The organism is Neobacillus niacini (assembly GCF_023715785.1).
Taxonomy (GTDB): Bacteria; Bacillota; Bacilli; order Bacillales; family Cytobacillaceae; genus Neobacillus; species Neobacillus niacini_E.
On the sequence record NZ_JAMBOX010000003.1, the window covers coordinates 94,132 to 115,973 of the forward strand.

Genomic DNA, 21,842 nt, shown 5'->3' on the forward strand with positions numbered 1-21,842 from the left:
TACAAAATGATTGACCGGGGCGCCTGCATTCTCCATGATAATAATAGAGGTGGTTTATTGTGCTGGATTTATTTATCATATCAGACAAGCAAAAAGATTGGCTGCAAAAATTACGGAAATTAGAAGCAAAGTTTAAAAATAGGGCTGCGGAAATTGACGAGTTGGCCATGTTTCCAAAGGAAAATATTCAAGAATTGGTCGATATGGGATATCCGAGCGTGACTCTCCCTGCAAATTTCGGCGGTGAAAGCCTCAAGGTCTATGACATGGTCATGCTTCAAGAAACACTGGCCAGCTTTGACGGCAGCACAGCGCTTTCAATCGGCTGGAACCTAGGCGTTGTTGGGGAAATTTTTGAAAGTAAATTATGGACTGAGGAGCAATTAAACTTTTTTGCAACAGAAATCCTTAACGGCGCTTTGGTGAATCGGGCCGCCAGCGAAGCGCAAACGGGGAGTCCTACAAGGGGCGGACGGCCAGGGACAAATGCTGTCAGGAAGAATGGAGCTTGGGTACTGACCGGCCGAAAAACATTTACTACCATGTCTCCTGTGTTAACCTACTTTCTAACCTCGGCGTGGATTGAGGAGGAGAAAATGCAGGGGCACTTTTTGCTTCATAAGGACTTAGAGGGACTGTCGATTGAAGAAACATGGGATGTCATTTCGATGCGGGGCACAGGAAGCCATGACCTTGTTCTTGATGGGGTGACTGTGGATGATTCCATGCTTGTGGAACGCCTCGATGGGCCAAGAGGAGGAAAAGTCAACGGCTGGGTTCTGCATATCCCTGCGTGTTACCTTGGCATCGCCCAGGCTGCCCGTAATTACGCCGTCCATTTTTCGAATCATCATTCTCCAAACAGCCTGAACGGGTCTATCAGCCAATTGCCAAATGTGCAGCAGCTGCTAGGAGAAATCGATCTAGAATTGATTCGGGCCCGACATCTCATCTATAGTGTCGCTGCAGCCTATGATGATGAATCCCGCCGGGGTCTTATCGAAAATGAGCTTGGCGTCGTCAAGCATACCGTCACGAACTCGGCAATTAACATTGTTGATAAGGCGATGCGAATTGTTGGGGCAAAAAGTCTGCAGCGTTCGAATCCACTCCAGCGTTATTATCGCGATGTCCGCGCCGGCCTCCACAACCCGCCAATGGATGATATGACGATTAAAAAGCTAGCATTATCGGCAATTGAAAAAGATATGCCAAAAAAGAGCTGAAATTTTTCAGCTCTTTTTTTGCGGATTCTTAAAGTTTCCTATTCAACTAATCTCGCACTTTTTAACTTAGGCATCATTAATTTCATAAAGACATTTAACAAGGGGCCGAAAAGGATCATGGCGATAATCGTACCTTCCCTAACCGTAATGCTTTCATTGAATAAAAATGAAACTGCGAGGGCAATGACGATCGATAAAACGTCGACAAATTGTCTGATGAACCCAAAATTCTTATTGATTTTTTTGGAAATGATCATACAAACAGATTCCAACGGAAATGTAACCAAATTAATCGCCATAATGACGGAAATAGACGCCGCACAAATGATAACGGATAAAATTAAGAGCAGAACATTAATCCAATAGCTATCAATGGTGAACTTGGAATAAACTTCATAAATCATGAAATTAACGACAAATCCTAAAAGGACCGCCACAAATATTTGAACAATATGGTTAATCTTAAATTCCTTTTTAAGGAGAAGTAATTGAAGCAGGACGCAGCTAATGTTCATGATCATGGAAAAAGTCCCGACCTTCATATCAATGACCCCGGATACACTTAAGCTTAAAGCATCCCATGCCCCGACACCAACAGCTGCTTTTATGCCTAAACTCGCGCCTATACCTGTAAGCGTCATGCTGATTAGCACAATGAGAAATTTTTGAACAGACTTGAACATTCGATCAAGCTCCTTTTTGCGATAAAAACTCTAATGTAATAATATTAAATCAATGACGACATTAAAATACTTTACGCAAAAGTTAGAAAGCGTTTCTAATATTTCAGGGGATTTCAATAGAAAAACTGAAAAACCTTTTTAAAGAGGGGATTATACGGATCATGATCATTTCAAATAAACTGGAATCGTTGGACACTTTATCCAAATCGGAAGAGATACTGGCGAGATATATTTTAAAAGAAAAAGAAAATATCGAAAGGCTATCGACGATAGACCTAGCAAACGCGACGTATACATCGCCCTCCACAGTGGTCCGCTTGTCCAAAAAGCTTGGATTCAGCGGGTGGAATGAATTGAAGGAAAAATATCTTGAGGAACTGCATTACTTAAATCGACACTTTACCGAAATTGACCCGAATTATCCTTTCGATGCGCAGGATTCGTTTTTGACGATTGCTTCCAAAATCGGGCATTTAGCAACAGAAACCATCCAAGATACCATTTCTCTTTTAAAAAACGAGGATTTAAAAAAAGCGGTGGACCTCTTGGATAAAGCGCGGGTCATCAACGTATACGGGATTAGCAATTCGCTCCTGATGGCTTATGATTTTAGAAATAAAATGCTTAGAATTAATCGCCGGGTTGAAATGATGGACCTGCCAGCAGACCAGATTTATGTGGCTTCTAATTCTTCACCAACTGACACGGCCATACTAATTTCCTATTCTGGTGAATCGTCGGAAGTTTTACGAATTGCCGAGATTTTACGGACAAACAAAACACCAATCATCGCCATTACTAGTATCGGGGAAAATAGTCTGAAGGAATTTGCAGATTGTACGCTTTCCATCTCAACCCGAGAAAAGCTGTTTTCAAAAATTGCGAGCTATTCGACGAACAATTCGATCCATTTGGTTCTGGATATACTCTATTCGTGTTTATTTAAGTTGAACTATAAAGGAAATCTGGAATATAAAACAAACATTTCGAAGAAGATTGACGATCGAACATCGCATAGTACCCTACTAAAGGAAAGATGAAGCCAAGTTAAGTTGTGCTAACTTGGCTTCCGAGACGCAGATAGGGTCTACGCTACCATAGCCCCTTCCTAACCGGGAACGCGGGCCTACTATCCCCCTACTCAATCAAGCTCTCAGCAATTTTCAGCACATCCTCTTCCGGTATGTTAAATGCCTTCAGGATGTAGGTAGTATTTTTATGAAAAAACTGGACATCGATGACAAACGGATATTCCGGATTTGCGCTCACCAACTTCGTTTGCGATACCCATCCATTGACTCCGGCAATACTCACCTGTTTCCCAGTTGACTCTAAATTTGTATCCGTTCCGGGATTCTCGGTAATCGTTAACTGTTTTCGGTCAAGTGCGCCGCTCTCAGCTTTCTCATTCCATGAATTTTCCTTGCCGTTTTCGGGTGTGACAAACCCGGAGGCATGTTCCATTCCGGCAGGCAACCATTTTGGCATGATGAATTCAAAACTTGTTGTTTGATAATTTTCGTCCAATCTGTCCATTTTCAACTGGTGGCTTCCGGTGAGCGGAACCAAACTGGTTGGAGCATCACTTGTTGATATTTTTTCACCTAGCATTGCTTCCGGTTCAGATCTTTCCAAGTGATCCTTTACAAAGGTTCCTAAGGTAAATACAAAAATCAGGCATACCAAACTTGTTAATACCTTTGGAAAAAGCATTTTCATGTTACCTGGTCTTTTCGATGGATTTTGGATTTCCTCTCTAATCCTCTTTTTGTGAAATTCGGTAAAATGCTTCCCTTTTAGAGTAGTTTCATTTAATGTTTTTCTTAGATTAGTAAGTTCGTTTTCAATCTTCATCAAAATCCCTCCTCATTAAACTTCGAAGCTTTTCCCGTCCTCTATTTAATCTAACTCTGACTGTAGACTCTGTGATGGATAATAACTGACTTATTTCCTTTGTTGAAAAACTTTGATAGTAAAATAGGATGATCACCTCCCGATATTTCAATGGCAGTTTAAGCACTGCCCCGGCCAGCTCCCTGCCAGATTCATTGTTCAATATGGTTGACTCTGCCGATTTTTCCGTTTGGTTTTTGAAATCGAAAAAATTGCCCAAAACAACCTTTTTCATGGTTGCGCTTCTTAAAACATCTTTGCACGTATTGGTAAGAATTTTATAAACCCATGTTTTAATGGAGGCATCCCCACGAAAGGTATGTAAGTTTTTATATAACTTTATAAACGATTCCTGGACCGTATCCTCCGCTAAACTCCAATCCTTTAGATAAAGATAGGCCGTTCTGGTTAACTCCTCGCCATATTCTGACATCAGTTCTTCAAGCATGTCATTTTGATCTAACTGATGATTCCATTCATTCCTTGTTAGTTGCATTTATGTCACCCCCAGTTCCTTTGCAACTCTGAACATACTTTAGACGGGCATCAGAAAAAATTGTTACAAATATTTTCTAGTCCAAATAAGAAAACACAATATCAAATATCCAAAATTTAAAAAAATGTTAAAAACTTGCAACTATTTTAACCATTGGTTCGTCTAATTTTTAGGTCTAAGAATGGATTCTGCAGAAAGGAACATACATAGAATGCTAATTTATCTATTTAAAAGAAAACGGTTCCTCATCAGTTTTTTGTTTTTATCCACACTGGTGATTGCCAGTATGTTAAATACAGTATTAAACGATGGGAAAATCCGACAAACCATGGTTCAAACAGATGAAAACGGGAAAATCCTTGATAAACCGCCGTATCGACCCTTTACGGAGTACATCCTTGGTTCTGACAGGTATGGGTATGATTTAGTCCATTTATTAGTCGAAGGAGCAAAATGGACAATTGGAATTGTCCTCATTGTCGCGTTATTACGAATGATTTTGTCGATTATCATTAGTTCGTTTGTTTTTTCATTAAAACCGGCATTTTTCAATAGTATGAAAAGTATTTTTGAGCCCTTTTCGGTCGTACCGCAAACGATTATTGCCTATTTTATCTTGTTTAGTGTTTTATGGAGACCGGGTGATGGGTTTCATACATCCTTTTGGGAGCGGGCCACATTTGAAACGATTGTACTCGTTTTTCTTGCAGTCCCCAATCTTACCATCCATCTTGCGAATGAAATGAAGATTGTGGAACGGGAGTCCTTTATTGAAGTGGCCAGAACACTTGGTGCTGGTAAGGCCAGAATCTTTTTTAAACATATCGTTCCGCATGTCTATGAAAAATGGATTCTATTATTTGGTCAGCAGTTTATCCAGTCCTTAACGCTTCTCGCCCATTTGGGATTTATGAGCCTTTTCTTCGGCGGTACCATCCCTCCTAGCGATGATGGGACACCACCCCGCTCCGTTTCCTACGAATGGTCTGGGGTCATTGGCGGAGATATCAGCTACCTTTATTCATATCCGTGGATTGTCTTGGTGCCAATCGGCTTCTTTATCGCAACCTCCATTGGCGTCGCATTGATCAATGAATCGGTAAAATCGTATTTTCAAAGCGAAGACAGACTGCGGCTTCGGTCGATAAAGGCGGCAAAGCGCGATGAGTCTGTAAAAATAAAGCTTACTGCAAGCTAAAAGAAAACACATAAAAGCCCAGCTGCAACATTAGGCTGGGTTTTGTTTATAATTTGATTGATTTTACATTTCCGCCATTCTCCGTATTGATTATAATGGATATATCACCTTACCAAGTACGGAGGAAAACATGAAACCGATTGAATATTATATTCTTTTGCATCGTTTAGATGAGGCAGCGGAAGTCAACCAACCTTTTCCCGTTACTTTGGACCAATTATCAGAGGTATTTTTTTGCACCCGCCGCAATGTAAGCAATATTCTATCCAAGCTTCAAAGTGAAGGCTGGATTAAATGGGTTTCCGGGAATGGCCGAAAGCATCCTTCAAAACTTACTCTATTAAAACAACTGGATGAATTAATTAAAGATACCGTTGATGAATATATGCAAGAAGGTGATATTCATAGTGTTTTACGCTTTAACGAACTGCTGGAAAGCAGCTCCTATAAGGATTTGGTTCTTGAGCGGCTGTCCCGCTCCATCGGCTATACCTCGTCCAAGGACAGTAACGAAAAAAAGGATATACTCAGGATTCCTTTTCATCGCAGTCTCACCTTTTTTGATCCGTTATTTATTGAACGACGGGCCGAAATTCACATCGCCAGCCAAATTATTAATACAGTTACAGAATATCATCGCCAACGGAAGGAAGTCACCCCTGGACTGGCGTACCGCTGGTATAGCAATGAAGACTTTACCAAATGGCGGTTTTATTTAAAAAAGGATATCAGATTTCATCACGGCAAGGTTTTGACTACAGGAGACGTGGAATTTACGCTGAATCGGGTAAAAGCAGTCAAGTCTCCCTACAGCTGGCTGACTCAAGATATCAAAAGGATGATCCCCATCGATGACCAAGCGATTGAGATTCATTTGAACAGGCCAAATAAACAGCTGCCACTGTACTTGTCATCGGTTCATCTTGCGATTTTGCCTTCCGACATTTATCTGCAAGACGAGGTGATTGAAAGCCTGCCGATTGGGACAGGACCGTTCAAACTCGCTGCCTGTGATCAGAAGATTACGAGATTGGAAGTAAATAAGGATTATTTTCGGGAGCGGGCCTTTTTGGATTTGGTTGAATTTATTATTTTGTCAAAAGAAGCCTTGTCACTGTTAACCGATTTGCGCAGCCACAACCTGCAATTTTCCCCGTTTCTTTACGGTGACGACTCTTCTTCACTAGTTCAAACTAAAATGGTGGAAACTGGCTGCAGCTATCTACTGTTTAATGATCATAAAGATGTCCGTCCCGATTTTAGGAAAACAATCAAGCTCATTATTGAAAGGGGAAAAGCCGCAGACAACAGTATGATTCCTGCATATGGCTTTTTGCCGTCCCTTTCGAATGGCAGGAAAATGGAGGATCTCCATGCTGCTCTCGACTATAGCAAGGACGATAATGTCCAATTATATACCTATCATAATGCTGTGAATGAAAAAAATGCAGCCTGGATTAAAGAACACTGCGAAAAGGAAGGCATCAAGGTAGAAGTGAATATTGTCCCGCTCGAGGAACTCAACCAGCCTGGCACACTTGCCAAAGCTGATGTCTTGTTGAATCGGAATATTTTCAGGGAGCCACTCGACTTGGATATCATTGATTTCTTCCGGAATGAACAAAGTCATTTCCGCCATTTTTTTAAAAGTGAATTATATCAACGTGTTGATAGGGAGATTGAAAATTTATCCACTAGCAAACCGGAAGAGGTTCTGGAAAAAATCGGAACAGATTTGGTCAACCAGCAGAATTTAGTCTTTATTAACCACATTGAACAAAAGATGATCCATGACGATACGTTAAGAAACTTGGAAATCGACGACCTAGGCTGGATTAATTTCCATTCTGTCTGGTTTGAAGAAGAACAAGAGCGAGACTTTTTAGCAGGAAGGTAGAAAAAACACGGCTGATGTTTTCTATCTTCCTTTTCCTTTTTTTCCATTATGATGGAGAAAAAGCGAGGTGTTTACAATGAAAAATAAGCGAGTTGGGCTGATTTTGGCCGCTTCCTATTTTTCTTCGTTCGGGAGCTCCGTTTACTTTGTTTCGGTCGCATGGCTATTGTATCAAATGACGTCGGACGCCACCTATACAGGATTGTTGGTTGGGCTGGGGTTTTTGCCTGGTGTGTTTTTGAATCTAATTTTTGGGGTTCTAGTGGACCGGCTGGACCGGAAGAAATTAACTGTCATTTCCATTAGCATCATCACGTTTTCCATCTTCCTTCTGTTAGCTGCCTTAACGATGGATGTCGTAAAACCGTTGCTGATTATCACAGTCCATATGCTGGTTCAGACTTTTGCATCCCTGTTTCGCACAGCTCAGCAAGCGTTTATTACGGAACTTTATTCAAAACAAGTGCTTGCAAGCGTCTTTAGCAGAGTGAGCGCCGCCGTGTCGACAGGCGGGCTGCTTGGGACAACCATGGGCGGGGTGGCCATCTCCCTATTACCAGCAAATATAATCACTGCGGCCGTTTTTGGTTCCTTCATCATTTCTCTCGTCTGTGCTTGGCTGACAAATAGTAAAGTTAGAGTGGCAGACATTAAGGTTAATAAAGGGTATCTTTCCGGTTTTAAGGACATGGCTCAGGGCATGGTATATATTCGTAATAACCCGTTTATGATTTCCTTATTTTCCGTTTTATTTGTCGGACAGCTAGTCGTCCATACCTCCACAAGTCTTTTGCCTGTGTATGCAAGCGCGTATTTAACGGTTTCTAGCAAAGTGTACGGCCTGCTAGAAGGTGCAGTATCCATCGGGGCAATAATCGCTGGATTTTCGGCGATTTGGTTTTTAAATTTATTTAAACAATCTATCGCTGCGGTTTCGTTATATGTAACGGTAACAGGACTAGGTTTATTGACCTTTGCAAAAAGTCCAATATTATCGTTTTGTGCTGTTTTATTGCTGGGACTAGGAACTTCTTGGCTGCGGGTGCTGATGCAAACCGTTCAACAAGTATACACCGACCCTGAATACTATGGCCGGATGGCAGCAATGCGGCAAACCGTCAATCAGACCTCTGTCGCCATCGGCGCCCCCATCATCGGTGTCATCGCAGAAAACTTCGGTGCCAATTATGCGTACGGTTCTTTGTTGATTCCTGTTGTTGCTGTATTGATCTTATCGATTTTTGTTTCAAAACAAAGGACGTTCAATGATATTATTTTTAAAATGGCAAAGCAGGAGCAAAAAACTGTAAAGACAAGTATGATTTTATTGGAGAAAAAGGGATAAAAGTAAAACTTCAAGGATTAAGGGTCCTTGAAGTTTTTTAAGCAATGCGATAATAACCTGCTTATTGAATCTCAAACATGTTTCATAAAGACAATGAAATATTTTCCTCAAAGTATTCGCGTAAAGCTATTGAGGGTTGGAAATCGACCCCATAAACAAGATTGCGCCTGTTTCAATATTTGTGATGGCGATGAAAAACGGGCGATTGACTTCCATACGAAATGGACGGTCAATGCCTATGGGTGCAGACTCTGTTTTCATTTCAACTGAGGTAACCCCTGCCGCTTCTGAACCTTCTTCATTCACATCAATAAATGTTTTTTGTTTGACCTTTTCAATCCATACTGGATCGTCTTCCTTAATCATTTTCGAAAAATTGGCTTCTCGACGATCGAATGCAGTTGTCATACCGAGCTTCTTCAGCGCTTCCTTCCATTCTGTTTCATATTCCATCTGGAATTTCGGCAGCAGCACTGTTCCTTCTTTTGATTGGAATTCGGAATTCCATTTCTCCCAATTATCAGTGGTAAGCAGTTTTCCGAATTCTTCTAAACTGTTTTTTTCCTTCGGTAGAAACACTTCCATACTCATTTTTCCATCAGCATAAGGGAGAGTTACAGCCTGAAATGTCTCATTTTCCAGGTAAGCAAATTTCCGGTTAATAGTCATAAGCGGAATCTCTTTCGATGTTACTGTATCAAAATGGAACACTCGCTTTTCTGTCAACTTTTTATCAAATTCATGCATCCAATTTCCTTTAAAATAAATCGCATTAATTAGGAAGGCAACTATGTCAGGATCCATTTCCTTATCTACTATTTTGTCAATCTTTCCGTTTGTCGATTTCTTTACCCAATCATTAATGATAGTAGGAGTTTCAGGATTCATAACATCTATTTCTTGAATTTTTGCTGTAAAATAATCGCGGTTATTTTGGGAAAAATCATCCTGAAAGTGAAATTGCTTGTTTAGCCAAATCGAATTTGCAATATTCAACTGACTTTGCTTAGAGTCGCTTTGAAGCTTGGCCATTAAGGAAGCATTGGCCTTATTGAGCTGGGCTGCCTCCATTCCTTCCAAATGAAGAACCTTCCCCATTTCCTCTTTTGTTACCCCATCCGCTCCATTATAGACCATGGACAACGCCATCAATAGGCTAGTTGGAGAAATAAATTTGTTGCCATCTCCATTAGGCTCGGAATTTGGCAGTAAGTCGAATCCCAATTGATTATTGGAGTGGATAATCTTTTGGTACTCATTTTTCTTAAAATTAGCTTTGCTATAGAATCCGGGATCACTTTGGTTATTGCCTGTTCCGCAGCCGACTATCAATATCAATAAACTTACTCCCAATAATGGAACGATCAATTTCTTCACCGTATTCACCGCCCTTTATTATATTTGACTTTAATTATGAGAAAATGTTTCAATTGTCTAATCAAGGTTAATAAGCTAACCCTTGTTCTGGGCGATTAAACGAGTGAAAGTATGTTTTCATAATTGATAAATTTTCAAATAAACTACTGATAATATCATCATCAACAGAAGTACAATCGTATTTCTGAGGCCGTATTGTCCGAACTTACCTCAACTTCGGACACTTCCACCTTTTAGATCCAAAAAATAAAAAACAGCCCGTTCCCGAGCCGTTACATCTTTGTAAAAATAATCCCAACAATTGCAGAGAAGATCCCGACAAGCTGGTATCGTTTTAATTTTTCCTTAAAAATCCAACACCCAGCTAAAATCACCACAAGGCAATTCAAGCTAACGATCGGGAAGATAATACTGGCGATTCCTTTTTGCAGCGCATAGAAATAGCTGCTGTACCCAATAACGCTGACCAAACCGACTAGTGAACCGATATTGATTTCCGACCGCTGCCAGTTTTCCCTTTCCCGCAAACTGATGATTCCGAGATAAACACTTCCTACTCCGTACATAGAAATTAATGTACTAAGTGAACTGATATGTAAATAGGACGTTGTTTTCATTAAAATACCGAGGATGCCAAAGGACAAGATCGCCAAAAGCACCTGGTACATCCAACGTCCGTAATTGGATCCACGGGTTGATCCCGGCGAATACTGAATCATCATGGCAGAGCCAAGGATCACCACAATTCCAATCCAATGAATAAAGTCGATTCGTTCATGAAAAATAATCGCAGCCCCTAGAATCGGCAGTATGGTATTTGCACCAATTAACGGTGAAGTTAAGCTCGCCGGCCCATTTTCAAACGCCCGGGACATTTGAATATTGCCATTAGCATTTAAAATCCCAATCAAACCTCCCAGGATGAGGGCATAGAGGGTGAACTGTAGTTCCCCTGCTGAAAACCCATATCCTAGCGTCAGCATAAATGCCACAAAATAAAAGAAAAACTGTAAATGTACCTTTGACAAGCCACGGCTTGTACTCCATTTAAAGATGGTATTATTCGTCCCGAAGCTCAAGGTCGTGACCAATGCCGCCGCAATCCACATGCTGAAACCTTCTCCCTATCATTTTACTATCTCATTTTAGTACCATTTAGAAAGTATTCGCAATATATTTTTTCGAGTTACGAATAAAATGTCGGTACAAAAAAACTAACCGAATGATCTCGGTTAGCTCAACTATTTATCCTCTTATACCATGCTGCCGCAGCCTCTACTTCATCTAATGTTAATTGATGTCCACGATTCTCCCAATGCAGTTCCACGTTTGCATTCGCTTTTTCCAACAACGATTGGAGCTCGGTCGATTCTGCTGGGGAGCAGATCGGATCATTCGTCCCGGCAGCAATAAATACCGACTTGTCGGTCAAATCAGGCAGCTCCACGCCCCTTCTCGGTACCATCGGATGATGGAGAATCGCACCTTTTAACGCATTTTGATAGTGGAACAATAAACTTGCCGCGATATTCGCACCATTTGAGTAACCAATAGCAATAATATTGTCCCGGTCAAAACCGTACTTCTGGGCTGCTTCATTAAGAAAATCATTTAATTCTTTCGTGCGAAAAATAAGATCCTCTTCATCAAAGACTCCTTCAGCCAATCTACGAAAGAACCTTGGCATGCCATTTTCCAGTACATTTCCGCGCACGCTCAATACATTCGCTTCATCATCAATTCTTCCGGCAAGAGGCAACAAGTCGAGCTCATTTCCTCCAGTGCCATGAAGCAATAGTAAAGTTGGCCGAGTAGCGTCTTTTCCCTTATTAAAAATGTGTTTCATTATCGAGCACCTTCCTTATTTTAAGTCTAATGGACGTAATTTTTCCTCAATCTCGTTTCGACGCGGCTCCAGAAAAGACGGTAAAGCCAATTTCTGTCCCATCGTTTCCATCGGTTCATCTGTTGCAAAACCTGGCATATCGGTTGATAATTCAAACAAAATGCCGTTTGGCTCTCTGAAATATAAGGCTTTAAAATAATAACGGTCAACCTTGCCGGAATTCGGCAGACGGTTATCCTTTAATCGTTCGGCCCATTGATTGTATTCTTCTTCGTTCGGCACACGGAAAGCAACATGGTGCACCCCGCCGCGCCCTAATCTCGCTCTTGGCAGATCCGGTCTTGTTTCAATATGAACCTCTGCCCCGCTTCCGCCTTCACCTGTCGTATAAACTAAAATATCTCGAAAATCCCCTTCGAGTGACGGATATGAGCCAACATAGCGAAATCCCATGACTTCAGTAAGAACGCCCACCGTAGGTTCTGATATTCCCACCGTAAGTGTGACAGGCCCCAAACCAATGATGGCATGTTCGGAAGGAATTTCTTCCTGTTCCCACGGAATCCCTGCCCGTACACCTTGTTCACCATTATCCGCAACCAAAATCAATCGGGTGCCATCGAAATCCGTGAACGATAGAGAATCCCGATTTGCTCTCTTCTCAATTTCTCCGTGCTGGATGCCAAATTGGTCAAACCGGTCACTCCAAAAATGCAAAGAATCCGTACTTTTCACACGCAGTGATACTGTAGAAATATCCGAAGTTCCCCGATAAGAATGTCCAAGTCCCGGGATATCAAAAAATGTTACCTCTGTCCCCGGGGTTCCCTCAGCGTCTGCATAGAAAAGATGGTAAGATTCTGTGTTATCTTGATTGACCGTTTTTTTCACCAACCGCATGCCGAGAATTTTTGTAAAGAATTGATAGTTTCGTTCCGCTTTACCTGTTAAGATCGACACATGATGCAAACCCAACAGTTCCATCTCTGATCACCCCTATTTAGGTCGTTCGATTTCAAACATCTCGCCAATTTTCGCATAATAATTTCCTGCCAATCGACTTACTGCGCCCAGTCCCCTTGGGTCAATTCTCCCCTTTTCATAAATGTCCTTTTCAATATGAAATTGAACCACTTTCCCGATTAATAGATCACACCCAGGAGACTCTAGCCCCCCCAATTCCAAGGAGTGCTCCAATACACACTCCATACGAATTTTCGCTTCCATTATCCCCGGAACAGCAACCTTCACGCTCTCAACAGGAGTTAAGTTGGCCCATTCTATTTCACTTTCGTCAGCGGGAAGACTGGCAGCCGTTTTATTTATTTTTTCAACATTCTGCTCATCTACAATGTGGATGACAAATTCCTTGGACTCTATAATGTTTCTAGCTGTATCCTTTTGTATGCCGCCTGATCGTTGGACCGATAATGAAATCATCGGGGGATTGGATGAGACGATATTAAAATAACTAAATGGTGCACCGTTTAACACGCCAGCTTTCGAGCTGGATGTGACGAAAGCAATAGGTCTTGGGATAATGCTCCCGATCAGAAATTTGTAATTTTCTCTTTCTGATAACGAGGAAGGATCAATGGATAGCAAAACATTCAGCCCCCTTAGTCTAATTTTCTTACTTCAATTGGCAGCAATCTTCGTTGGATCTGCCCGCGATATTGTTCATATTGCTCTGGCAGCATTAATTTTTCTCCCATTGTTTCTTGTGATTCATCATGGGCAAATCCTGGAGGATCGGTGGCAATTTCAAATAAAATTTCACCATGTTCTCTAAAGTATATCGCATTAAAATAATTTCTGTCCCGAACCGGCGTGACGCCGTATCCTTTAGAGGCAACATATTGCTGCCAATCCAATTGATCTTCATCATCAATGGCCCGCCATGCAATGTGATGGACGGTTCCGACGCCCATTGCCCCGCGTCCGATTGGCGTAAGTTTAAGATCGATCACATTTCCGATGTCTCCGGAAGAACGGAAACGGGCGAAATCTCCTTCTTTACCAACTAATTCAAGCCCCATTACTTTTTCCAGCAACTCCGCCGTTTTTTCTGGCTGAGCTGATAATAGCGTTGCCCCACCAAAACCTTTGATAGCAACCTCAGGGGTTACATCTCCGAAGGTCCATGGATTGATTTCCCCTTCTTCTCTTTCGACAATTTCCAAGTGAAGGCCATGAGGGTCATCAAACCCCAGAAATACTTCTCCAAAACGTTGAATTTTTTTAAAGGGAACGTTGAATTTTTCTAATCTTTTTTCCCAAAATTCAAAAGCACCTTTAGGAACAACATAAGAAGTGATTCCTACCTGACCGTCTCCAATGATTCCTTGCCGAGCACCCGGCCATGGAAAGAAGGTAATAATTGTTCCTGGTTTTCCTCCTTCATTACCGAAATAAAGATGATAAGTACCGGGATCATCAAAGTTAACAGTTTGTTTGACTAAACGTAACCCCAGAACTCCGGCGTAATAGTCAACATTCTCCTGTGGATGGCCAACGATTGCTGTGATATGGTGAATACCCATTGTTTTTTTGCTCATGATTTTGCACTCCCTTTCTACTTTATTCTTTACCATTTATCAACGTATTTTATCTCGAATTCGAGATAAGCTTCAAAAAATTTTATACTTCATTCCTTACTTTTTCCAAAAGCTGCACCAAGGCACCTGCCTCTTCTGAGGTTAAGGAGCTAAATATTTCGTCCACTAACTCATGATGTTTCGGCATCAATTTGTTCATCAAATCGGTACCAGCGTCGGTCAAGGTGATATGAATCACTCGCCTGTCTTCAAGACAGGAATTACGCAATAACAGGCCTTTTTTTTCTAATTTGTCGATCACATACGTCATCGAGCCGCTTGAAATCAGGATGCTGTTGCCAATTTGTTGAATCGTTTGTTTCCCTTTATGATAAAGTACCTCTAAAACGGAAAAGTCTGTAATACTCAAATTGTTTTTGGCAATCTCTTCCTTTATTCGCTCATGAATCGCTTTTGATGTTTGCATTAATGTAAGGAATGGCAAATTGGTGCATTTTTTTTTCATTTTATCTCACCCCCGCCAATTTGTTTGAATTTAAATATCTTGAATATGAGATAATAGTACAGCCAATCCTCTATTTTGTCAAATAAAATTTGACATGAAAGGCGTTTCATAATTTACACTTAGATAACAGGTTGCAAGGAGATACTAACACTATCAGGGATGTAACCACCAATATTAAATCTAAAAAAAGGCAGGTATGGAGATGACAAACCAAAGCGTGATTTTTTTTGATATAGATGGAACCTTGCTTGACCATGATAAAAAATTGCCCACCTCCACTAAAGAATCCATTTTTAAATTGAAGGAAATGGGACATATCGTTGCAATCGCTACAGGCCGGGCCCCATTTATGTATGAGGATTTGCGAAAGGAATTGGAAATCAATACTTTTGTCAGCTATAACGGCCAGTATGTCGTGTTAAACGGCGAGGTGTTATATACCAATCCACTAAACATCTCTTCTCTTGAAAAACTAACCGAAGCGGCCTTAAAAAATAATCATCCAGTGGTATTTATGGACCATGAGGATATGAAGGCAAATGTTCCGGAGCATGCGTACATAAATGAAAGTATTGCGACATTAAAAATTAAGCAATTTCCGACCCACGACCCAAATTATTACAAAGGGCGCGAATTGTATCAAACGCTCCTCTTCTGTCCGGAAGGAGAAGAGAAACAATATGAACAGGCGTTTGATGCTTTTGATTTCATAAGGTGGCATCCAGTTTCAGTCGATGTAGTTCCAAAGGGCGGCTCGAAGGCGAAGGGAATTGCCAAGTTAGTCGAAAGGCTCGGATTTCCTGCAGAACGCCAATTTGCCTTTGGCGATGGTCTAAACGATTTGGATATGCTGTCAACCATCCATAATAGTGTGGCCATGGGAAATGGCCAGGAAGAAGTGAAAAGAGTGGCCAAATATGTGACAAAGTCCGTTGATGAGGATGGGATTCTTCATGGCCTGCAAATGGTGGGGCTATTATAAATGAATGCTCACCGATTCGCGGGTCCGTTTAATAAAAAGGAGCGACTGCTACTAGCAGCCGCTCCTTTTTATTATTCATTATTATCTTACTGTTTTTAAAGCACCGCTCCATGCGACTACTTCTTCAAGCATCGCATTAACATTAGCATTATGCAATTCTTGTGGTGTAAATACAGACATATTTTCAAAATCAGTAAACAGGCTTAAAGTTGGATGTGTGCGGACGTCGGCAATTTTTAATTCCGCGCAAATTCCACGTAAATGTTCAGCAGCACGTGCTCCACCGGTTGAACCGTAGCTTACAATGCCAGCAGCTTTGTTGTACCAAGCTTCGCGAGCGAAATCAAGCGCATTTTTTAATGATGCGGAAAGACTGTGATTGTATTCTTGAACGATGAATACGAATCCATCAAGATTAGCAAGTTTTTCATTCCATGCAGCGATTCCAGGCTCTGATCCATCTGTTGTGCCTAAGAATGGAAGTTTGAAATCTGCAATATCTACGATTTCATAGTTTGCATCGCCGCGTTGATCGGCAATCCCTTTCACCCATTCTGCAACTTGTGGGCTAACACGTCCTTGACGAGTGCTTCCTAAAATAATCCCAATGTTTAATTTTTCAGTTGTCATTGTTTCTTCCTCCTTTGTTTCTTTTCCAAATAATCTATCTAGTAAACCCATGATGCACACCACCTTACCATATTTACATTGGAGCAAAATGCTCTGTTACCAACTATTAATCAATTGGTTACTTTATGTAAGTTAGTATATTATCACAATAAACTTAAGTCAAGTAATTAATATATAAAAAGTAATTTATTTTTATAAAAATATGATTATAATAGTAAGTAAGGAGTTGATTTCAATGGATAAGTCGATTTGTCCCAGATTTGAAAAAGCCATGGGGTTACTGAGCCAAAGATGGACTGGCATGATTATTTATCAGCTTTTATCTGGCCCGCAGCGTTTCTGCAATATTGAATCTTCCATTGGGGTAAGTGGGAGAGTGCTTTCTGAACGGCTGAAGGATTTAGAGAACGAAGGAATTGTGAAGCGCGAAGTTTTCCCCGAAACTCCGGTTCGTATTGAATATTCTTTAACAGAAAAAGGCAAAGCCTTAGAACCTTTAATGAAAAATATAGAAACTTGGTCACATACTTGGTTGAATGCATAAATAATAGTAACCGCCACATTAGCGGTTACTTTTTTTTACCCAAAGACTCACAAGGCAGCCATTTCATTATAGAGTTTGAGAATCTGCGGCAACCATTTTCCGCTTGTTCTTCAATTTGCGCTTTCCAAAATAATAAACAGGAACGATGATGACAGCCCAGATGGCAAAATAGTTAAGGATGACAAGGAATGGGTTGCTGCTGCGACTATGTCCCTCTATTCCCTCTCTCCTATGAAATTCCCCCCCACTAAACTCTCCATCAGGCCGTCCTTGTTTCACATCCGTCTGATATACTGAGTTCCCATTAGTTGGGGACTGCCACCTTTGCTCCATTTGTTTTGGCATGAAATCTCCGCGATTGGCAGAGGCAGTTGAAGTAAACCACTGAATTCCGCCTGCCAGAATGATGAGTGATAGGACAACCGGAACCAGGACACCCTTTCTGACCTTACCCTCCTTCGTTTTAAATGCTTTTTTGCAAATCGTCATGACCCACTGCCAATGCAAGGCAATATGAAGGCGATTTTTATATAATTCTTTTTCACGCCAATTCCTCCAAACTTAATAGTTCAAGCTTTACTGCCTTTATATTAGTTGGGGAATCTTAATAAAACCTTAAGATACTTTGGGCCCTTTTCAAAAAAATTGTTGCTTTAACCTATAAGAGGCGAATTTTGAAATATAAAAATTTAATCAAAAAGCCTGGTAATAATGCCGCCAATAATGACAACTACGATGGCACCGAGCAAAGCCGGCAATAACGAAACTCCCCCTATCGCCGGTCCAAACGTTCCAAACAGATACTCACCAAGCCATGCCCCGACAAAACCAGCAAAGATGGCCGCCGCCCAGCTGCCCGGCATTTTTAACGGTGACAGCTTTTCCGCAACAGTCCCAATGACGAACGCTATAATGACAGCCATGAGAAAAGAAGTAATGGTCATCTGAACAACCCCTTTTTGTTATTTTATTCAAGAATTGTCCAAATGGTTCGGGGGCCATCAGGTAAAAAATGAACGCTCAGGTAATGTGGGAGTGTTTCTATTCTAATAATTTAAAGAAAAATTCATATGAATCCCTTTTTGGCCACCAATTTAGTGGTAAAATTATGAAAAACCTTGGAGGGATTTATGATGTTGGGTGTTATGGGGATTTGGTCCTTATTATTTACACTAGGAATACCTGTAGCAATTGTTATTCTTTTGGTGTGGATTTATCAAATTAAGAGAAATGGTGATATTCATATCCAGCAAAATAACAAGATTATTCAACTACTGGAAAAAAGCGAAAAGATGAACTGATGTGCAAAACGGTAAATCGCAAACCATATTAAATGCTAGATTATAAGATATTTTATGATCCAAATAGGATAAGCTTACTCTTTTCTAATTTAGCCGATCGCCTAATAAATAACTTGAGGTCGCATAAAAACTTTCTATGCGACCCTACTCTTGAGAAAATCAGCCACTCTGACGTGTTAGCGATTTACCTTCCAAATCTGAGTGTCTTTAAAGAATTGCATTTGCAATGAGTTTGTCAATTTTTCGGATATCTACACCTTTTTTGAGATTGACTTTTATGTGGCCTGCCCTTGTCCACAATTCAACCTCTGCATTTATATCAAGAAAACTGCCTGCATTCTCGGTTGACCACATATTGATGGATGAATATGGCAGCGAATAGATTTCAACCTTTTTTCCTGTTAATCCTTGAGCATCCCTTACGATTAACCTCTTGTTCGTGAAGATGGCACTGTCACGGATTGTTTTATAAGCAGCAATTGCCACTTCCCCATCCACCAATAGCCCATTCACATCATTTGGAATCGGACATTCAGAGATGAAAGTCCATTGCAATATATCCTGAGTTGCAGCCATTAAAATCGCCTCCGAGTAAATTAATCTTTCTTTAAAATAAGTTCTTTAAACATTTGATAAATCCTTGTTCCTATGGATAGAAAATTCACAGAACAAAGGAACAAAGCAACTCCCTGCTATTTCATCGACTCTTCATCTAATCTATAAAACTCCAACTTTCCATCCGTTAGCCAAAACTCCAAAGAGATATTTTTCCTTTTATCTACATACCCAATAATATTGAACCCTTGTTCGGAGCGTGTATAATGGTGTTTTCCGTACTTCCTGATTACATCCGCCCTTGTATCGCCAATATGAATCCCTTTTGCTGTTGGCAACCCTTGATCGGTAATGATGAATCGGCTGATCCTTCCGGCTTGATCAGTAGCAATTTCTACTCCATCCCTTAATACATAGTAATCGTATTTTTCAACATCGCGGCTTTTTTGCGTAGGTATCTCGTACTTTTTGGTGAACTTCTTGCTTTTAATATTACCCCCCCAAATAAATGCCTTCAATATTCTCATGACTTAAATCCGTTGACCTCGTTATCAGATGATGAAAGCCCCGGGGAAAAGTATTTTCAAAAAAAATGGTGAAAACCATTAGAACCATTACAGATGTAATCAAAATAAGGGGTATTCTTTTCATTAATAATCTCCTATTATGTAGAATTAATATATATATAGAATTTCTATGTATATAGAATACACCCTGATTTACCATTTTTCAACAAATAAATTCTAAAACCGTTTATGTCACGTATAAAAATATGTAAAATATGAGTAATACATAATAAGTGGGTGAAGCAGATGGACAGATGGGAATACAAATCAATCAAGTTTAAACCAGGCGGATTTTTCGGAGGAAAGCTGGATGAAGGCGAATTCGAAAACGAACTCAATGAGTACGGAAATAAAGGCTGGGAATTGATTTCTTGCTTTGATACCAGTTTTGGCCAAGGCACCTCAAGAGAAGTCATTGCCGTTATGAAACGGAAAAAGAATTAAGATATAAAATGAAAAAATACTTATTTTTTAGTCTTACCATTGTATTGTTATTGATTGGTTGCAGCCGCAATCTACCCACCTACGAAGAAGATCGAAACTTTGATTCCACGATCATCAATGGGACAGAATATGCACTGCAGAAATTAAGTTATAATGGAAAAACATTTATTTCCGAACCCGAACAGTTCATGGACCCTGATGACTATGACCGCTTTGAGCTTGGCAGACAAATTGGAAAAAACTGAAGACGGTATGCAAATTTATGAAGTGAAAAATGACAAGAACCGTATCGCGATGCGTGGTTTCATGTTTCCAACGACATTTTATCAATTGAGTGAAAGTGAAAAATAGCCATATGGATAATTTAAGAAAACCACCCTGCTTTCGATTGATCTGAACCCAAAAAGTTAGACATATAAATCTAGGCAGCTGCCTGGGCATGAGTTCGGTATTGAACCGGACTCATGCCCTTTAATTTTACCTTAATTCGTTTGTGATTATAGTAATAAATATATTTCTCTAATTCTAGTTTAAAATGCTCCATACTCTCGAATTCTCTTAAGTAGAGTAATTCAGACTTTAATAAGCCGAAGAAATTCTCCATGACTGCGTTATCTAAACAATTTCCTTTACGTGACATGCTTTGTACAATGCCTCGTTTTTTTAATGCGTGTTGATACTTCGTCATTTGATAATGCCAACCTTGATCGGAATGGAGGATAGGGGCATCTTCCTCATTTAAACGTTCAAGAGCTTTATCCAACATTTTCGAAACGAGTTGATAAACGGGGCGTTTTTCTATGTTATAAGCGATAATTTCCCCGTTGTATAAATCCAGTATGGGGGATAAGTAAAGCTTCTCCCCGTGTAAGTGGAATTCCGTCACATCCGTTACCCACTTCTCGTTTGGCTTTGATGCCTCAAAATTACGCTCCAAAATATTAGGCGCAATTTTACCCACTTTTCCACGGTATGAGCGATATTTTTTCATCCGTACGAGACATTTTAATCCCATTTCGTTCATCAGACGGCGGACTGTTTTATGATTTATTTTTATACCGCGATTATGTAATTCCAACGTGATACGACGATATCCATATCGCTCTTGATTTTCCTCAAAAATATGCTTAATTAGTTCTTTGACTTCCTTATATTTATCTGGCCGATCCATTTGTTTTATCCAGTAATAATACGTACTTCGCGCAATACCAGCGACCTTCACTAAATCGATGATTTTAAATTTATGCCTTAATTCGTATATTACTTGCGCTTTGTCTTGTTCTGTAATTTTTCCTTGTTTTGAATTAAGGCTCTCAACTTTTTTAAATAGGCATTCTCCATACGTAGACGCTCAATTTCAGCACGTAACGCTTCTTCAGAACCTTCCGCTGGTTGAGATTTGTTTGTTTCCTTTTTCATGGATGAACGCCCCTTCTGAGTTGGTTTTAGGCCGTCTATTCCGTGTGATTCAAAACTCTTTTGCCATTTTTGAATGGTACTATGTGTTGCAATATTAAAGATTGCAGCAGTTTCTCTTATAGACGTCCCTGTCTCTTTTATATAATTCAGTACGTCTAGTTTAAACTCTGTTGAATAAGTTGTATAGGGTTTTATAAAAGCATCTACCCAATGATTTTCATACTGTTTAATCCAATTCAGTAAAACGGAATGATGAACTCCAATGGATTTCGCAATAGATTTAACCCCCTCCGCCCCTTGTTGATAACGATTAACTGCTTCTATTTTTTCCTCTATGTTAAATTTAGACATATAAAAACTGCACCTCCAATTGTTAG

Annotated in this window: 26 protein-coding genes and 1 pseudogene; 10 read left to right on the plus strand and 17 right to left on the minus strand. The window is 40.3% G+C overall.

Going from position 1 to position 21,842, the window contains the following annotated elements:
• The first annotated feature begins 59 nt into the window (after positions 1-59).
• A complete protein-coding gene (locus M3234_RS08035) occupies positions 60-1,226 on the plus strand; it encodes an acyl-CoA dehydrogenase family protein (protein ID WP_262304225.1) in 1,167 nt (388 codons plus the stop codon).
• A 38-nt stretch (positions 1,227-1,264) separates the two neighbouring features.
• Here the strand turns inward: M3234_RS08035 and M3234_RS08040 are convergent, their stop codons facing one another.
• Positions 1,265-1,909, minus strand: coding sequence for a YczE/YyaS/YitT family protein (locus M3234_RS08040; RefSeq protein WP_262304226.1), 645 nt, complete (start codon positions 1,907-1,909; stop codon positions 1,265-1,267).
• Between the two features lie 161 nt (positions 1,910-2,070).
• Between M3234_RS08040 and M3234_RS08045 the strand changes: the two genes are divergently transcribed.
• The gene (locus tag M3234_RS08045; RefSeq protein ID WP_262304227.1) at positions 2,071-2,949 is read left to right on the plus strand and encodes a MurR/RpiR family transcriptional regulator; all 879 of its coding nucleotides are present in this window, start codon (positions 2,071-2,073) and stop codon (positions 2,947-2,949) included.
• 97 nt (positions 2,950-3,046) lie between these two features.
• Here the strand turns inward: M3234_RS08045 and M3234_RS08050 are convergent, their stop codons facing one another.
• Both M3234_RS08050 and M3234_RS08055 read right to left on the minus strand, forming a co-directional pair.
• Positions 3,047-3,763: a helix-turn-helix domain-containing protein gene (locus tag M3234_RS08050; RefSeq protein WP_262304228.1), complete on the minus strand. Its 717-nt coding sequence runs from the start codon at positions 3,761-3,763 to the stop codon at positions 3,047-3,049.
• A complete protein-coding gene (locus M3234_RS08055; RefSeq protein ID WP_262304229.1) occupies positions 3,753-4,298 on the minus strand; it encodes a sigma-70 family RNA polymerase sigma factor in 546 nt (181 codons plus the stop codon). Before M3234_RS08055 ends, M3234_RS08050 begins: the two co-directional genes overlap by 11 nt.
• Positions 4,299-4,584: 286 nt before the next feature.
• On the opposite strand from M3234_RS08055, the gene M3234_RS08060 reads away from it, so the two are divergent.
• The 3 genes from M3234_RS08060 to M3234_RS08070 all read left to right on the plus strand — a co-directional run bounded on the left by M3234_RS08060 (position 4,585) and on the right by M3234_RS08070 (position 8,738).
• Positions 4,585-5,496: an ABC transporter permease subunit gene (locus tag M3234_RS08060; protein WP_262304230.1), complete on the plus strand. Its 912-nt coding sequence runs from the start codon at positions 4,585-4,587 to the stop codon at positions 5,494-5,496.
• A gap of 130 nt (positions 5,497-5,626) precedes the next feature.
• A complete protein-coding gene (locus tag M3234_RS08065) occupies positions 5,627-7,393 on the plus strand; it encodes an ABC transporter substrate-binding protein (protein WP_262304231.1) in 1,767 nt (588 codons plus the stop codon).
• A 76-nt stretch (positions 7,394-7,469) separates the two neighbouring features.
• Complete coding sequence (locus M3234_RS08070; protein ID WP_262304232.1) at positions 7,470-8,738, plus strand: MFS transporter; 1,269 nt, start codon at positions 7,470-7,472, stop codon at positions 8,736-8,738.
• A gap of 126 nt (positions 8,739-8,864) precedes the next feature.
• Here M3234_RS08070 and M3234_RS08075 read toward each other — a convergent pair whose 3' ends face one another.
• The 8 genes and pseudogenes from M3234_RS08075 to M3234_RS08110 all read right to left on the minus strand — a co-directional run bounded on the left by M3234_RS08075 (position 8,865) and on the right by M3234_RS08110 (position 15,024).
• Positions 8,865-10,115, minus strand: coding sequence for a serpin family protein (locus tag M3234_RS08075; RefSeq protein ID WP_262304233.1), 1,251 nt, complete (start codon positions 10,113-10,115; stop codon positions 8,865-8,867).
• A 70-nt stretch (positions 10,116-10,185) separates the two neighbouring features.
• Positions 10,186-10,305, minus strand: a pseudogene (locus M3234_RS08080) (short-chain dehydrogenase); the annotation flags it as partial.
• Between the two features lie 82 nt (positions 10,306-10,387).
• The gene (locus tag M3234_RS08085) at positions 10,388-11,224 is read right to left on the minus strand and encodes a DMT family transporter (RefSeq protein ID WP_262304234.1); all 837 of its coding nucleotides are present in this window, start codon (positions 11,222-11,224) and stop codon (positions 10,388-10,390) included.
• Between the two features lie 128 nt (positions 11,225-11,352).
• Positions 11,353-11,961 carry an alpha/beta hydrolase gene (locus M3234_RS08090; RefSeq protein ID WP_262304235.1) on the minus strand — a complete coding sequence of 203 codons (609 nt, stop codon included), beginning with the start codon at positions 11,959-11,961 and terminating at the stop codon, positions 11,353-11,355.
• 15 nt (positions 11,962-11,976) lie between these two features.
• Positions 11,977-12,945 (minus strand): ring-cleaving dioxygenase, encoded by a 969-nt coding sequence (locus M3234_RS08095; RefSeq protein WP_262304236.1) that lies wholly within the window; start codon positions 12,943-12,945, stop codon positions 11,977-11,979.
• A gap of 12 nt (positions 12,946-12,957) precedes the next feature.
• The gene (locus M3234_RS08100) at positions 12,958-13,566 is read right to left on the minus strand and encodes a flavin reductase family protein (protein ID WP_262304237.1); all 609 of its coding nucleotides are present in this window, start codon (positions 13,564-13,566) and stop codon (positions 12,958-12,960) included.
• A 14-nt stretch (positions 13,567-13,580) separates the two neighbouring features.
• Entirely contained in the window at positions 13,581-14,519 is a 939-nt protein-coding gene (locus M3234_RS08105) for a ring-cleaving dioxygenase (RefSeq protein WP_262304238.1), read from the minus strand.
• Between the two features lie 82 nt (positions 14,520-14,601).
• A complete protein-coding gene (locus M3234_RS08110; RefSeq protein WP_262304239.1) occupies positions 14,602-15,024 on the minus strand; it encodes a MarR family winged helix-turn-helix transcriptional regulator in 423 nt (140 codons plus the stop codon).
• Positions 15,025-15,226: 202 nt separating this feature from the next.
• On the opposite strand from M3234_RS08110, the gene M3234_RS08115 reads away from it, so the two are divergent.
• Entirely contained in the window at positions 15,227-16,006 is a 780-nt protein-coding gene (locus M3234_RS08115) for a Cof-type HAD-IIB family hydrolase (protein ID WP_262304240.1), read from the plus strand.
• An 81-nt stretch (positions 16,007-16,087) separates the two neighbouring features.
• Here M3234_RS08115 and M3234_RS08120 read toward each other — a convergent pair whose 3' ends face one another.
• Positions 16,088-16,687, minus strand: coding sequence for an NADPH-dependent FMN reductase (locus M3234_RS08120; protein WP_262304241.1), 600 nt, complete (start codon positions 16,685-16,687; stop codon positions 16,088-16,090).
• 184 nt (positions 16,688-16,871) lie between these two features.
• Here M3234_RS08120 and M3234_RS08125 point away from each other — a divergent pair, with 184 nt between their 5' ends.
• Complete coding sequence (locus M3234_RS08125) at positions 16,872-17,180, plus strand: winged helix-turn-helix transcriptional regulator (RefSeq protein WP_262304242.1); 309 nt, start codon at positions 16,872-16,874, stop codon at positions 17,178-17,180.
• Positions 17,181-17,246: 66 nt separating this feature from the next.
• Here the strand turns inward: M3234_RS08125 and M3234_RS08130 are convergent, their stop codons facing one another.
• Both M3234_RS08130 and M3234_RS08135 read right to left on the minus strand, forming a co-directional pair.
• Positions 17,247-17,669: a hypothetical protein gene (locus M3234_RS08130; protein WP_262304243.1), complete on the minus strand. Its 423-nt coding sequence runs from the start codon at positions 17,667-17,669 to the stop codon at positions 17,247-17,249.
• 200 nt (positions 17,670-17,869) lie between these two features.
• Positions 17,870-18,124 carry a GlsB/YeaQ/YmgE family stress response membrane protein gene (locus tag M3234_RS08135; RefSeq protein ID WP_262304244.1) on the minus strand — a complete coding sequence of 85 codons (255 nt, stop codon included), beginning with the start codon at positions 18,122-18,124 and terminating at the stop codon, positions 17,870-17,872.
• Between the two features lie 186 nt (positions 18,125-18,310).
• Here M3234_RS08135 and M3234_RS08140 point away from each other — a divergent pair, with 186 nt between their 5' ends.
• Entirely contained in the window at positions 18,311-18,481 is a 171-nt protein-coding gene (locus M3234_RS08140; protein ID WP_262304245.1) for a hypothetical protein, read from the plus strand.
• 207 nt (positions 18,482-18,688) lie between these two features.
• Here the strand turns inward: M3234_RS08140 and M3234_RS08145 are convergent, their stop codons facing one another.
• The gene (locus M3234_RS08145; protein ID WP_262304246.1) at positions 18,689-19,057 is read right to left on the minus strand and encodes a PH domain-containing protein; all 369 of its coding nucleotides are present in this window, start codon (positions 19,055-19,057) and stop codon (positions 18,689-18,691) included.
• Positions 19,058-19,173: 116 nt separating this feature from the next.
• Positions 19,174-19,563 (minus strand): hypothetical protein, encoded by a 390-nt coding sequence (locus tag M3234_RS08150; RefSeq protein ID WP_262304247.1) that lies wholly within the window; start codon positions 19,561-19,563, stop codon positions 19,174-19,176.
• Positions 19,564-19,848: 285 nt separating this feature from the next.
• Between M3234_RS08150 and M3234_RS08155 the strand changes: the two genes are divergently transcribed.
• Positions 19,849-20,046 (plus strand): DUF4177 domain-containing protein, encoded by a 198-nt coding sequence (locus M3234_RS08155; RefSeq protein WP_262304248.1) that lies wholly within the window; start codon positions 19,849-19,851, stop codon positions 20,044-20,046.
• Between the two features lie 8 nt (positions 20,047-20,054).
• On the plus strand, positions 20,055-20,291 hold the full coding sequence (locus tag M3234_RS08160) for a hypothetical protein (RefSeq protein ID WP_262304249.1): 237 nt from the start codon (positions 20,055-20,057) through the stop codon (positions 20,289-20,291).
• 176 nt (positions 20,292-20,467) lie between these two features.
• Here the strand turns inward: M3234_RS08160 and M3234_RS08165 are convergent.
• Positions 20,468-21,816, minus strand: a protein-coding gene (locus tag M3234_RS08165) for an IS3 family transposase (protein ID WP_262304250.1) whose coding sequence is annotated in 2 segments (ribosomal slippage) — positions 20,468-21,372 and positions 21,372-21,816 — 1,350 coding nt in all. Because the reading frame shifts where the segments join, the coding sequence is not laid out codon by codon here.
• Positions 21,817-21,842: the final 26 nt, after the last annotated feature.

Excerpts from the sequence above, each read along its gene's own strand:
- M3234_RS08130 (WP_262304243.1), bottom strand. The coding sequence starts at position 17,669 with ATGACGATTTGCAAAAAAGCATTTAAAACGAAGGAGGGTAAGGTCAGA.
- M3234_RS08155 (WP_262304248.1), top strand. The coding sequence starts at position 19,849 with ATGGACAGATGGGAATACAAATCAATCAAGTTTAAACCAGGCGGATTT.
- M3234_RS08085 (WP_262304234.1), bottom strand. The coding sequence starts at position 11,224 with ATGTGGATTGCGGCGGCATTGGTCACGACCTTGAGCTTCGGGACGAAT.
- M3234_RS08070 (WP_262304232.1), top strand. The coding sequence starts at position 7,470 with ATGAAAAATAAGCGAGTTGGGCTGATTTTGGCCGCTTCCTATTTTTCT.
- M3234_RS08065 (WP_262304231.1), top strand. The coding sequence starts at position 5,627 with ATGAAACCGATTGAATATTATATTCTTTTGCATCGTTTAGATGAGGCA.
- M3234_RS08145 (WP_262304246.1), bottom strand. The coding sequence starts at position 19,057 with ATGGCTGCAACTCAGGATATATTGCAATGGACTTTCATCTCTGAATGT.
- M3234_RS08090 (WP_262304235.1), bottom strand. The coding sequence starts at position 11,961 with ATGAAACACATTTTTAATAAGGGAAAAGACGCTACTCGGCCAACTTTA.
- M3234_RS08050 (WP_262304228.1), bottom strand. The coding sequence starts at position 3,763 with ATGAAGATTGAAAACGAACTTACTAATCTAAGAAAAACATTAAATGAA.
- M3234_RS08125 (WP_262304242.1), top strand. The coding sequence starts at position 16,872 with ATGGATAAGTCGATTTGTCCCAGATTTGAAAAAGCCATGGGGTTACTG.
- M3234_RS08105 (WP_262304238.1), bottom strand. The coding sequence starts at position 14,519 with ATGAGCAAAAAAACAATGGGTATTCACCATATCACAGCAATCGTTGGC.
- M3234_RS08140 (WP_262304245.1), top strand. The coding sequence starts at position 18,311 with ATGATGTTGGGTGTTATGGGGATTTGGTCCTTATTATTTACACTAGGA.
- M3234_RS08115 (WP_262304240.1), top strand. The coding sequence starts at position 15,227 with ATGACAAACCAAAGCGTGATTTTTTTTGATATAGATGGAACCTTGCTT.
- M3234_RS08045 (WP_262304227.1), top strand. The coding sequence starts at position 2,071 with ATGATCATTTCAAATAAACTGGAATCGTTGGACACTTTATCCAAATCG.
- M3234_RS08120 (WP_262304241.1), bottom strand. The coding sequence starts at position 16,687 with ATGGGTTTACTAGATAGATTATTTGGAAAAGAAACAAAGGAGGAAGAA.
- M3234_RS08095 (WP_262304236.1), bottom strand. The coding sequence starts at position 12,945 with ATGGAACTGTTGGGTTTGCATCATGTGTCGATCTTAACAGGTAAAGCG.
- M3234_RS08110 (WP_262304239.1), bottom strand. The coding sequence starts at position 15,024 with ATGAAAAAAAAATGCACCAATTTGCCATTCCTTACATTAATGCAAACA.
- M3234_RS08135 (WP_262304244.1), bottom strand. The coding sequence starts at position 18,124 with ATGACCATTACTTCTTTTCTCATGGCTGTCATTATAGCGTTCGTCATT.
- M3234_RS08055 (WP_262304229.1), bottom strand. The coding sequence starts at position 4,298 with ATGCAACTAACAAGGAATGAATGGAATCATCAGTTAGATCAAAATGAC.
- M3234_RS08150 (WP_262304247.1), bottom strand. The coding sequence starts at position 19,563 with ATGAGAATATTGAAGGCATTTATTTGGGGGGGTAATATTAAAAGCAAG.
- M3234_RS08060 (WP_262304230.1), top strand. The coding sequence starts at position 4,585 with ATGTTAAATACAGTATTAAACGATGGGAAAATCCGACAAACCATGGTT.
- M3234_RS08160 (WP_262304249.1), top strand. The coding sequence starts at position 20,055 with ATGAAAAAATACTTATTTTTTAGTCTTACCATTGTATTGTTATTGATT.
- M3234_RS08040 (WP_262304226.1), bottom strand. The coding sequence starts at position 1,909 with ATGTTCAAGTCTGTTCAAAAATTTCTCATTGTGCTAATCAGCATGACG.